12 protein-coding genes, 1 other RNA gene and 1 pseudogene are annotated in these 11811 nt (G+C 51.8%); 4 read left to right on the top strand and 10 right to left on the bottom strand.

Features of this window, described 5'->3' with window-relative positions:
• Positions 1–65: 65 nt before the first annotated feature.
• The 3 genes from J1782_RS23690 (at position 66) to J1782_RS23680 (ending at position 2368) form a co-directional block, all read left to right on the top strand.
• Positions 66–587, top strand: a complete 522-nt coding sequence (locus tag J1782_RS23690) for a GNAT family N-acetyltransferase (protein WP_152327794.1) — start codon at positions 66–68, stop codon at positions 585–587.
• 97 nt (positions 588–684) lie between these two features.
• Positions 685–1782 (top strand): bifunctional DNA-binding transcriptional regulator/O6-methylguanine-DNA methyltransferase Ada, encoded by a 1098-nt coding sequence (gene ada, locus J1782_RS23685; RefSeq protein WP_152327795.1) that lies wholly within the window; start codon positions 685–687, stop codon positions 1780–1782.
• 52 nt (positions 1783–1834) lie between these two features.
• Positions 1835–2368, top strand: a complete 534-nt coding sequence (locus tag J1782_RS23680) for a GNAT family N-acetyltransferase (RefSeq protein ID WP_152327796.1) — start codon at positions 1835–1837, stop codon at positions 2366–2368.
• A gap of 52 nt (positions 2369–2420) precedes the next feature.
• Here J1782_RS23680 and J1782_RS23675 read toward each other — a convergent pair whose 3' ends face one another.
• The 7 genes from J1782_RS23675 to gatZ all read right to left on the bottom strand — a co-directional run bounded on the left by J1782_RS23675 (position 2421) and on the right by gatZ (position 8738).
• Complete coding sequence (locus J1782_RS23675) at positions 2421–3125, bottom strand: GNAT family N-acetyltransferase (protein ID WP_217154049.1); 705 nt, start codon at positions 3123–3125, stop codon at positions 2421–2423.
• A gap of 159 nt (positions 3126–3284) precedes the next feature.
• Positions 3285–4139 (bottom strand): tagatose bisphosphate family class II aldolase, encoded by an 855-nt coding sequence (locus tag J1782_RS23670; protein ID WP_152327797.1) that lies wholly within the window; start codon positions 4137–4139, stop codon positions 3285–3287.
• A 4-nt stretch (positions 4140–4143) separates the two neighbouring features.
• Positions 4144–5193, bottom strand: coding sequence for a galactitol-1-phosphate 5-dehydrogenase (gene gatD / locus J1782_RS23665; RefSeq protein WP_217154048.1), 1050 nt, complete (start codon positions 5191–5193; stop codon positions 4144–4146).
• A gap of 44 nt (positions 5194–5237) precedes the next feature.
• Positions 5238–6605 (bottom strand): galactitol-specific PTS transporter subunit IIC, encoded by a 1368-nt coding sequence (locus J1782_RS23660; protein WP_152327798.1) that lies wholly within the window; start codon positions 6603–6605, stop codon positions 5238–5240.
• A gap of 3 nt (positions 6606–6608) precedes the next feature.
• Positions 6609–6893 (bottom strand): PTS galactitol transporter subunit IIB, encoded by a 285-nt coding sequence (gene gatB, locus J1782_RS23655; RefSeq protein ID WP_152327799.1) that lies wholly within the window; start codon positions 6891–6893, stop codon positions 6609–6611.
• Positions 6894–6967: 74 nt separating this feature from the next.
• Positions 6968–7450 (bottom strand): PTS galactitol transporter subunit IIA, encoded by a 483-nt coding sequence (gene gatA / locus J1782_RS23650; RefSeq protein ID WP_152327800.1) that lies wholly within the window; start codon positions 7448–7450, stop codon positions 6968–6970.
• A complete protein-coding gene (gatZ, locus tag J1782_RS23645; protein ID WP_208951411.1) occupies positions 7443–8738 on the bottom strand; it encodes a tagatose-bisphosphate aldolase subunit GatZ in 1296 nt (431 codons plus the stop codon). The genes gatA and gatZ overlap by 8 nt, the downstream gene beginning before the upstream one ends.
• Positions 8739–9004: 266 nt before the next feature.
• Between gatZ and J1782_RS23640 the strand changes: the two genes are divergently transcribed.
• Positions 9005–9787: a DeoR/GlpR family DNA-binding transcription regulator gene (locus tag J1782_RS23640; RefSeq protein WP_217154000.1), complete on the top strand. Its 783-nt coding sequence runs from the start codon at positions 9005–9007 to the stop codon at positions 9785–9787.
• 191 nt (positions 9788–9978) lie between these two features.
• Here J1782_RS23640 and J1782_RS23635 read toward each other — a convergent pair whose 3' ends face one another.
• The 3 genes and pseudogenes from J1782_RS23635 to ssrA form a co-directional block, all read right to left on the bottom strand.
• Positions 9979–10758, bottom strand: a complete 780-nt coding sequence (locus J1782_RS23635) for an ABC transporter substrate-binding protein (protein WP_217153999.1) — start codon at positions 10756–10758, stop codon at positions 9979–9981.
• A 340-nt stretch (positions 10759–11098) separates the two neighbouring features.
• Positions 11099–11252, bottom strand: a pseudogene (locus J1782_RS26435) (integrase arm-type DNA-binding domain-containing protein); the annotation flags it as partial.
• Between the two features lie 173 nt (positions 11253–11425).
• Positions 11426–11789: a transfer-messenger RNA gene (gene ssrA, locus J1782_RS23630) on the bottom strand.
• Between the last annotated feature and the right edge of the window lie 22 nt (positions 11790–11811).

The following is an 11811-nucleotide window of genomic DNA, read 5'->3' as shown; positions in this document are numbered from 1 at the left end:
CTTTTGTGGAATTTAATCCACTATAGTGGAAATTAAACCATAACGGAAGCGAAGGGGAACATCTGATGAAACTGATTGCCTGTAATGAACATCAGCACGCGGTGCCGATTTTGGATATTTTTAATGATGCCATTATCACTTCAACGGCTTTATATGATTATAAACCGCGCCATATCGACAGTATGACCTCATGGTTTGCCACTAAACTGATCAATAATTTCCCGGTTATCGGCCTCGAGGATGAAGAAGGGACGTTGCTGGGATTCGCCAGTTACGGCACGTTTCGCGCGTGGCCAGCGTATAAATATTCTGTCGAACACTCTATTTATATTCACAAAAGTCATCGTGGAAAAGGGCTGGGAAAAGTGTTGCTCAATGCACTCATTGACGCGGCACGCGAGCGCGATGTCCATACACTGATTGGTGCGATCGACGCGGCAAACGGTGGCAGCATTGCGTTGCATGAGAAGAACGGATTTACCCACACCGGAACGATTAAACAGGCTGCCTGGAAATTTGACCGCTGGCTGGATCTGGCCTTTTATCAGTTGATCCTTGATACGCCTTCAGCGCCCTTTGGAGGCTGAAAACGGCGGGTTGAATGAGAAAGCAAGCGCCGGAGGGCGCACGGTGATTTCAGAGCATAAGCTGTGAATCATCCAGTCGGGAAATGTGAGGCAGACCATGTCAGCTAAAGCGCAAGTTCGTCACGAAGCGTTATCGGGAAGTGCGGAAAGTCATCAGGCGCAGGATCCGCGCTGGCAGGCGGTTGTCAGTTGCGATGCGAAGGCCGACGGCCAGTTTGTGTATGCGGTAAAAACCACCGGTATTTACTGCGCGCCTTCCTGTCCATCACGCCAGCCAAATCCGCAAAATATTGAATTCTACGACAATGCCGAAGCTGCCGAACAGGCCGGTTTCCGCCCGTGCAAACGCTGCCGTCAGGGGCTTATTTCACTGGCGCAGTTTCACGCTCAGCGCGTGGCACAGGCATGCCGGCTGCTTGAACAGTCAACCGAAATGCTCACGCTGAACCAGCTGTCGGCAGAAGTCGGCATCAGCGCTTACCATTTTCATCGTATTTTCAAAGCCCAAACCGGTGTGACGCCAAAAGAATATCAGCAGGCGCAGCGCACGCGCCGCGTCCGTGAAAAGCTGGCCGATGCGGCGACAGTGACCGAAGCGGTTCACTCCGCCGGGTATTCATCCGATGGCCGGTTTTATGAAACGTCGGGCACAGTGCTGGGCATGACGCCGCAGTCATTCCGTGCCGGTGGCCGTGATGTTCGCGTGTGGTTTGCCATCGGGCATTCTTCGCTGGGCGAGATTCTAGTGGCTGAAAGCCAGCGTGGAATTTGCGCCATTTTGCTGGGCGATGATCCGGAAAAGTTGATCGCTGAATTGCAAAACAGTTTTCCGCAGGCTGAACTAGTGGGAGGCGATCCTGATTTTGAGCAGCGCATTGCCGTGATCGTCGGCTTTGTCGAACAGCCGCAAATCGGGTTGGATTTGCCACTGGATATTCGCGGTACGGCTTTTCAGCAGCGCGTCTGGCAGGCATTGCGCGATATTCCAGCCGGAACGACTGCCAGCTACGCTGATATCGCCCGCAAAATTGGCTCGCCAAAATCCGTTCGCGCCGTTGCCGGTGCCTGTGCGGCGAACCTGCTGGCCGTTGCCATTCCCTGCCATCGCGTCGTGAAAACAGACGGGAATATTTCCGGCTACCGCTGGGGCGTGGAAAGAAAGCGTTCATTGTTAGCTCGGGAAGAAAAAGCCTGACTATACTCAGCTGACTTTTCTGCCACCGAATTTTTTGATGACGAGGAACGCCGTGCCTGCTTTTTCTTTGCGCGAAGCTGCGCCAGAAGATATTGATGAACTCGCCAGATTGCACGTCGCTATCTGGCGTGAAACCTACTGCAAACTGGCCCCGGCGGAGGCATTCGCTGCGCTGGATGTGCAACGTCGTAAAGCTTTCTGGCAGGATAAGTTTGATCATCCCGCTGTGGGGCAGGGTATTTTTCTGGCAGAAGTAAACGGAAAACTGGCCGGTTTTTGCCTTGCCTCGGCGTCATCTAACCCTGATTTTGGCGAGATGGCCGAAATCAAATTCCTGTATGTTTCCGGCGATTTTAAACGTCAGGGCCTCGGTAAACGGTTAATCAGTAAAGCGGCTCAGCATCTTATTACCGCGGGATATCGCAGCGTCGGGCTGGGCGTAGTGGAAGGCAACGAACCGGCAATCCGTTTTTACAGTGCGCTGGGTGGCCGCGAAGCGGGGCGGTATACCGACTCCGGGCCGATCTGGCGTTCGCGAAATATCATTTATGCGTGGCCGGACATTACGTTGCTGTCTGCCGTGTAAATTCGCTAAGCAAAGAAAGTGCCCGCATCAGTGAATTCCGCGGGCTATGTTTTTATTTACGCAGTTCTTCCAGACGCTGCTTCTGCTGACCTTCAGCAGAGAAGTTATCGGCGCTCAGCCAGCGGTCAAATGCCGTTTTAGATTCTGGCCATTCGCTGTCGATGACTGAATACCAGCAGGTATCACGGTTGTGGCTTCGCAGGACGATAGCCTGACGGAATGTACCTTCGTACTGAAAACCAAAGCGTAATGCTGCCTGTTTAGACGGTTCATTCAGGCTGTGGCATTTCCATTCGCAGCGGCGGTATTTCAGCGTATCGAACAGATAACGTTGCAGCAGATAAATCGCTTCCGTGCCGAAACGCGTGCGTTTCATCAGCGGTGACCAGTTTACCCAACCAATTTCCGCAACACCGTTCACCGGGTCGATGCGCATCAGCGATACGCTGCCAACGGCACGGCCTGTAGCGTTATCCACAACGGCGAAAAACAACGGATCTTCACTTTTGACCTGCTGCGAAATAAACAGATCGCATTCAGCCTGCGTTGCCGGACGGTCAACAGAAAGATAGGTCCAGTCACTGCCGTTATCAATGCTGTGCCAGGCGTTAAACAGATCCTGGCTGTGGAGTTCGCAACTCAGTGGCTCCAGGTGACACCAGGTGCCGTTAAGCTGAACGCGTGACGGACGTTCACGTGGCTGCCAGTCGGGAAGGGCGTCGCCCACGGGCTGGCCAAAGTGGTTGAGGGTTGTCATCATCTTTTCCATTTCACTATCAGAGAGCTTTCCATAAAATCAGAATGGTGATTGGGCTGCAACCGGTGAGATGCCAAAGAGTTGAAAAGCGGAGAAAAAACCTCCGCTTTAAATCCATTAAGGCGGTAAACCTCATGCTGGTTATAAACCTATTCCCCGTTATAAACGGCCAGCGCTGCCACAGACTTTTATCTTTTCCTCCACTACTTTTTGCATAGCCAGCTTTCCGGGAACGATATATTTGCGCGGATCGTTCGCGTCAGGATGCGCTGCAAAATAGTCTTTCACTGCATCGGCAAAGGCAATTTTCAACTCTGTCGCCACATTGACTTTGCAGATCCCCAGCGCAATCGCCTCATGGATCATGTCATCCGGGATCCCGGACGCGCCGTGTAACACCAGGGGAATATCGACCCGTTGACGAATTTGCTCCAGACGGCGGAAATCCAGTTTGGGCGTGCCCAGATATAAGCCGTGTGCCGAACCAATGGCGACCGCCAGCGAATCGATACGGGTGGATTCCACAAAGTGCCTGGCGACAACCGGATCAGTAAAGAAGCTGTCGCCTTCCTCAACGACCAGATCGTCCTCCTGCCCGCCAAGCCGCCCGAGTTCGGCTTCTACGCTCGCGTCAAAGGCATGGCATAAACGCACCGCATCGCGCACCTTTTCAATGTTTTCTGCCAGCGGAAAATGTGAGGCGTCGATCATGACGGATCGGATCCCCGAGCGGACTTTCGTCCCGATGTCTTCCAGTTCCTCATGATGATCAAGATGCAGTGCCAGCGGAATACGGTTTTTCCGTGCCGCTTCCTGACATATCGAAATCAGGTACCGGGTTCCCGCATAACTGAATGTGCCGGGCGTTCCGGCGAGTATCACCGGAGAGCTCATCGCGGCCGCCGTTTCGGCCACAACCTGTACCGTTTCCATATTGTGGATATTGAATGCCGGAACCGCATAACCTTCGCGCTGCGCCGCCAGCAGCATTTCTCTGTTTGAGATCAGATACATGAATTTAGCTCCTTGTTAAATCCAGCAGGATTTTGCCCGCCATAGGTTTTCCTTTCAGGGCGGTAACTTCTTTGGCAAATTCCTGCGGGTCACCAAGACAGCCAATGAGTGGTGTCAGATTTATTTTCTGTTCCGCGAAAAGCTGCGTTGCCAGCTGCCATTCACTGCCGGGCCAGGGCGCGGAATAATTCATCCAACTGCCGAGTAACGTCAGCTCTTTACGCAAGATATGGCTGAAGGTTGCCACATTCAGGGTCAGATCTTTATGCAGCGTACCGACCAGCGCGACCTGCGCTTTCGGGCCCGCAATGTCGAGAGCCAGCGCGACGGTTTGCGGCGTACCAGCGGTTTCGATAATCAGCTGATTAAAACGACGCTCCTGACTTTGCTGGCGGATTTCGTCAGCGTTCAGCATGGCGCTGTTGAAGCTATGGCTTGCACCGGTTTCCAGAGCAAGCGCCAGCCGCTGAGGGTTGATGTCTATGGCGGTCACGGAACGCGCACCCAGGGCGCTTGCGGCCTGAATGATCAACTGACCGATCGTCCCCGCACCAATCACGACGACTTCTTTGCCTTCACAACCACCGGCCAGTTTCAGTGCGTGTAAACCTACGGTGATCGGTTCCAGAAATGCGCCCTGCAACAGAGAAGCGTTTTCCGGCAGCCGGAAGAGATTTTTTCTCGGCGCGACCACATATTCCGCATGGCCGCCATCGCGGCGGGAGCCGATAAACTGGTAGTGCTTACATTGTGAGTAGGCTTCTTTTTTGCATTCTTCACACTGGAAGCAGGGGAGAAGAGGAACGCACGCCACAGCATCACCTTCCTGTAAATCATGAACTTCGCCACCTGTACTGACCACGTAACCACTGAATTCATGGCCGAGCGTGATCGGATAATAATGCGAAGAGTTGGCGAAAATACGCGGAATATCAGAGCCGCACAGGCCGGAATACGCAACGCGAACTAACACATCATCGGGCGCGCTTAATACAGGATTTGCTTTTTCCTCGACGGTAATTGTTCCGCCCTGATGTACAACTACAGATTGCATCATTGTTTCCTTAAGGCGGAGGTAACCCTCCGCCTGGATGAGGGTTAAGCGCTGGTCAGTGCAGCCGCTGCCAGTTTTTCAGCCCGGGTAAAATTACGGGCGCGTCGCCATGTGAGGAATACACCCACGGCGTAAATGATGCCGATGATGCTGAGCCCCGCGATGTTTTTCAGCGTACAAAGTTGGATCAGAAGATAGGTAATCGGAGAACCGCCCTGATCCATGGATGCCACCCGGCCACCGGCCGTGAGAGCACCGGCATTTGCCGCGAGCTGAGTGTGCAAGTCGATGGTCTGCGTCGCAATCCAGAGGGTGATGCTCATGATGATGCAGCCCGAAATCAGCGTGCGGAACAGGTTCCCCTGATGCACGGCAACCGCAATCGCCACAAAGAAACCGATAGTTGCCAGATCCCCAAACGGCAGAACCTGATTTCCCGGTACCAGCACCGCAATCAAAATCGTTAATGGAATAAAGATCAGGCTGGCGGATACGACGGCGGTATGGCCGAGCAGAAGCGCAGGATCCAGACCAATCAGGAATTCCTGTCCACCGAAACGGGCTTGCAGTCGTGTACGGGCATGGCGGGCAATAGGTGTTAACCCATCCATGATCGGTTTAATCACCCGCGGCATCAGCAGCATGACGGCAGCCGTTTTGACGGCCAGCTGCAATACGCCTTTGATGTCATATCCGGCGAGATAACCAATAATCAGACCCATCACAAAACCCACGGTGACGGGTTCTCCGAACGGGCCAAAGCGTTTCTGAACATCGTCGGCGCTGAAGTGGATTTTGTTCAGACCCGGGATTTTCTCAATAAGGGTATCGACCAGCACGGCAATCGGGCCAAGATAAGCCGAGGAGCCGTGCGGGATTGCGATGCCTTCAAGGTTGAAGAAATCGCGGGTATCTTTCGCAAACCAGTCGCCCAGTTTGTAGATGAACGCCGCGTGAACCACGACGCCCATGATCCCCAGCCAGTATGATCCGGTTGCCAGATGCAGCATGGCGCCGGTGAATGTCATGTGCCAGATGTTCCAGATATCGACGTTGACGACGCGTGTCATGCGGGTCAGCAGCATCACGATATTCACCCCGATAGCAATCGGAATAGCAACCAGCGCAATCTGGGAAGCCCAGGTCATCGGTGATGAACCCGGCCAGCCAATATCCACCACTTGCAGGTTGATTTCAAAATGCTCGGCCATCGCTTTTGCCGCAGGTCCGATGGAATCGAGCATAAGGCCAATGACCAGACCGATCCCGACGAAGCCGATGCCAATGTGAATGGCTGATTTAAATGAGTCCCCCAGTTTCATGCCCAATATCAGGGAGAAAATGATGATGACACCGGGCAACATGACTGTCGGCCCGAGGTCGAGGATGTAGCGCATTATTTCGGTAAACATGGCTTACTCCTGCAACAGGGTCAGTATTTGCTCACGCAACGCATCCATGCCGACGCCAGAAATGAACGGCATCCCATGTACCAGCGGAATTGTGCCGAACTTGCGGTCAACTCTGGCCGTGGTGCAAATCAGATGCGCACCGTCCATGTAGGTTTCGATCTCAGTGACGCGGCACTGGACGAGATCCACTTCAATATTGTGTGCCGCGCATAACTCTTTGATTTCCTCTGCTGCCAGAGTGGAAGTGGCAACGGCTCCGCCACAGGCGACAATGATTTTTCGCTTCACGGTAAGGCTCCTTGATGCTTTGTTTTAATGTTTTTAAGTAAGGTGTAGAGGAGATGCTTCTGTTGCTAACGGCTTCAGATATAAACGGGAGAAATTTTCTCTTCAGCCGGTAAGAAAACCTGTTGCTCAAAGAGGGATGCCAGCTGATTTTCTGGCGCAGTAAGCAGTTTTTCTAAAAATTCCGGCTTCTGTAGTTGACTGAAAAGTTGACGTAACAAGCTCAGCTGTTCTGACGGATGTGTGACGATAAGCGCCACTATCAGAGACGCAGAAACGGTGCCTTCATCATCAGCCTGAAAGAATTCAACGGGAGCATTCGGGCGAATCAGGTAGATAGCCGGGCTCCGGGCATGGCTGGCTTCGCAGTGCGGAATAGCGACTGCATGCTCTTCAAGCTGAATGCCCGTCGGGAATTCAGCCTCGCGATTCAGAAGCGCCTGCGGGTAGGTGCTTTCAACCACACCGGCTTTGACCATGCTTTCTCCGATGTGGGTCAGCGCTTCGCGATGATCTGTAAAGGCAATATTTGTTTTGACGAAGATTTCGCAGTTAAGCATTGCAGCGGGCCTCCGCGCTGACGGGCTGCAGGGAACAGCCGTAATGGTAGGCGCGCAGAACGTCCTGAATTTTATCGATAATCAGTTCGTGAGGATCGCTGGTCAGTTTATTCGCCATCACCCGTTCAAATTGCGCAGGAAGATATTGGCTCAACAGGCCCAGCGGGATTTCTACTGATTTTAAATTGGCGACCAGCGCTTCCATAGCCCGGTTGATGCGGGCATTGGGCCAGTAATAACGAATGCGATCTGAAAGGCTGAAATGCAGGTCGATCAGCGAAAGGCTGAATGTCGGGTTGTAGTATTTTTTCCAGTAAACCGGTTCGTCCAGCATGACACCGTCGATCACGGTCAGTATCTGGCTGCGGGATTCGGGGGCGATCAGCACCTGTTCGATATTCGCCAGAGCAAAAACGGCTTCACGAAGGGCAAAGGTTAACGCAGGCCCAACTTTAAGAATGGCAAAGTGATCCTTAACCAGATGACGATAGGATTCTCGGGTTTGGTAATCGGTTGAATGTGCTTCATAAACCAGCGGAGTCGTTGTTATATATGCCGATAATCCTTCAGCGAGTTTCGGCTGATAGTGGATCACACGGCTATGATCAAACTCTACACCTGGCTGCACAACAACGGCGATGATCCGCTCAATTGCCGCCTCAAGCCCCATTTCTCTGAAAGCCTGATGATGCATTTCGAGCGTAGCTTGCGCGTCTTTCGACTCGGTCACATGAACGTGCTGAATAGCAGAAGCTTCTCCGCCAGGGACCGGAACTTCGGTGCCAATGACGTAGGTCAACGAGCATTTTTGCAGGGGGGTTGCAACACGTTCGGCCACCTGACATAAACGCGCTGCACGCTGAGCGACAACGAAAGGATCAAGCGGAACCGGATCGTCTTTGCATGACATTGAGGCGTCCAGATGGATCTTGCTGAAACCTGCTTCAACATATTGCGCTATCAGCACCTCTGCCTTAGACATTGCACTTTCAGCATCCTCATTTTGCCAGCAGTTTGGCCCCAGGTGGTCCCCTCCCAGAATGAGTCGCTGCACCGGGAATCCGACTTTTTCCGCAATCGCGAGAACGAAATCGCGAAAATCGATCGGCAGCATTCCTGTATAGCCACCAAACTGGTTCACCTGATTAGAGGTGGCTTCGATCAACACTTTACGATCGGTGCGGAGATCTTCCCGCAGGGCGGCCTCGATCACCAATGGATGTGCAGAGCAGACAGAACAAATCCCGGTACTTTCGCCTTGCTTATGTTTTTCGATAATATCTTTCATTTTGGCCTCCGTTTGTTTTCGAAGATACTCATATCATTTCGAAAGCCAAACAATAGCGTTTTACAGAATTCGTGACAGCGATCGAAATATTTCGTAAGATTGTTGCATTCGTTTTCTTTCGTATTCCGGAGCGTGCCGTAATATGAAAGCAATCAAAGCCTGGCGGGCAAGGTGATATCACGTTTCACAATGTCGGTATTTTTTTCTCCTCTTAATGACGCCTTTTGTTTACACTGTCCGCAATACAGTCTTTCGGATCCTTAATCATGAATACTTATGATAGACGTAACAAAATCATTGATTTAGTGAATCAAAACGGCACCGTCATGGTCGCCGAGCTTTCGAATTCTTTCGACGTTTCTGAAGTGACAATCCGTTCTGACTTGGGTCTACTGGAACAAAAGGGCGCTCTGACGCGTTTTCATGGCGGCGCGGCGAAACGCGACGCTTCAATGGCCGACCTGACGGGATTGCAGCAGGATGAAATGGTGCTTGAAGAACGTTATTTGCAGGCCAGTGATCCTAAAAAACGTATAGCTCAGGCTGCGGCAGGATTGGTAAAACCCGGAGATACCGTCATTCTCGACAGTGGCAGCACAACCATGTTGCTGGCGGAAGAGCTGGTAAAATCTGGCGACATCACCGTCATCACGAACAATCTGCCAGCTGCGTTTGTTTTATCTGAAAACCCCGATATCACGCTGGTGGTCTGTGGTGGAACGTTGCGGCATAAAACACGCTCTTTGCATGGAAACATTACGGAATATGCCTTGCAGGGAATCGTCGCCAATCTGATGTTTGTGGGCGCGGACGGTCTGGACGCCGCAACAGGCATCACCACATTTAATGAGGGCTACAGCATCAGCGGCATTATGGCTGCCGCTGCTCAGCGGGTTGTCGTTGTCACTGATTCGACTAAGTTTGGCCGTCGCGGATATAACTTGGTGTTGCCGATGGAAAAAATCGACACAATCATTACGGACACAGATATCCGTGATGAAGCTTTGCTGGCACTTAGGCAGACGTCGGCGGATCTCATGTTGGTGTAACCTTTTCGGATAACGTTTATCGGTGAGGCTGACTTTAGGCTGATAGCCGGATCAGTGAAACGGAAAGGTTTGAGGATTGCGGAGGTTCACGAAAACAATCTTCTGCATTGCAGTTTCTGGCAGGTGGTATTGGAATCCATCCCGCAAATATTGAGCCGCATGGTTAGCCACATGCGGCCTGATGAAAGGAATTACGGCTTTTTGGTGTAGACCTCAAACGTGAAGTATTTCTTTTCCAACGTCTGGTAAGTCCCGTTTTTATGGATTTCTGCCAGCGCATTATTGATGAGTGTCAGGTGCGCCTGATCATCTTTACGCAGCCCGATAGCCGTTCCTTCGCCCAGATAACGGGTGTCGTTTAACGGCTCGCCAGCAAAGGCATAATCTTTGCCTTCAGGCGTTTTCAGAAAGCCGGTTTCGGCTGCCGCCGCGTTAGTCAACGTCACGTCGATACGGCCAGAGGCCAGGTCCTGATTCACGAAATCCTGATTCTGATAGGATACGACGTTCACGCCTTTCTTCTGCCATTCGCCTTGCGCATACGCTTCCTGCGTAGTTCCCTGAGCGACGCCGACGGTTTTGCCTTGCAGCGATTCCGCCGTCGGTTGCAGGCCATTACCTTTTTTCGCAATCAGCACACTGGGAACGTGATAAAGCATGTCGGAGAAAGTGACCTGTGTTTTGCGTTTTGGCGTCATAGACATGGCGGAAAGTACGGCATCAAATTTTTTAGCATTTAGGGCAGGAATTATTCCGTCATACGCGGTTTCAACCCACTCACATTTAACCTGAGCCTGCTGACAGATTGCGTTGCCCAGATCGATATCAAAACCGATCAGCTTACCGTCCGCTGCTTTGGATTCAAAAGGGGGAAACGACGGATCTACGCCGAAACGCAATGTTGTTTCAGCCTGTGCAAAACCGCTGGTGGCCGCCAGCGCCAGAAGGCACAGCAGTATTTTTTTCTTCACAAGTAATCTCCTGATGGTGCCAAAAAAAACAAACCCCCGCAGCTAAAAGCGAGGGTAAAAGTGATGCTTTCTTATTTCGAATATGACGATTCAATAAGTCAGGGTCAAGCGCCAAACATCTGCGCAAAACGGGCAATAGTCGAAGATGGCCGCAATAAGATAACCGGCCGCTATGGAAAACGACTATCCGCAGAAATGGATGAGATAAATGTCGTGTTATAGATGAAAAACAAAAGGATAGACTGCGATGACTCAACGGAGATGTTGCAATAAAAAAGCCGCAAACCCTTGCGGGGTGCGGCTTTCTTTGCGTATCTGGTAATAACCGAAACCTTTTGTGCACTTCTCGGGCATCAGCCAGTGAACGTGCAGAATAAGCGCCAAGGCAGATCAATGGTGCGTTTTGATGTGTTAGGAACCTGATAGAGGAAACGCCAAATTTTCTTGCCGTTGGTTTTGACCAGGAGAAAGAGTCCGTCACCGTCACGCAAGGATCTTCCCTAATTGGTATACGTTTATTGGTATATATCTTAGCGTATACCAATAGACGCCGGTTTCAGGCGGATCTTCTCGGACTTCTTCAGACACAAAAAAGCCCGCAAACCTAGAAGGGATGCGGGCTTTCAGGACTTCTCCGGACTTATCTGGTAATAACCGGATCATTATTTGGTGGAGCTGGGGGGATTTGAACCCCCGTCCGAAATTACTACACCGTCGGCACTACATGCTTAGTCCAATCTTTACATTCGCCGGTTAGCTGCGGATGGACACGCCACTAACAAACTATCCTGATTGGGTTTAACGCTTTCACCCCAGGCAAGGTGTCCACGCGATCTCTTTTGGGTTTGACCTCTCTTGATCCCCGTCCTAAGAGCGGAGGCTAGGGAGAGAGGGCTCTAAGCAGGGTATTAAGCTGCTAGGGCGTAGTTTTCGTCGTTTGCGACTATTTTTTTGCGGCTTTTTACGAGGCCAACCGCCCCTCGGCATGCTCCTTGGGCTTCGCAAATCCCGTCGAATCCAGAATCAGCCCCAAGTACTATTTAGCAGTATATC

This window comes from Rahnella sp. BCC 1045 (genome assembly GCF_019049615.1).
GTDB lineage: Bacteria > Pseudomonadota > Gammaproteobacteria > Enterobacterales > Enterobacteriaceae > Rahnella > Rahnella contaminans.
Note: the sequence above shows the minus strand (reverse complement) of the source record. Positions and strands in the feature narration are given on the sequence as shown.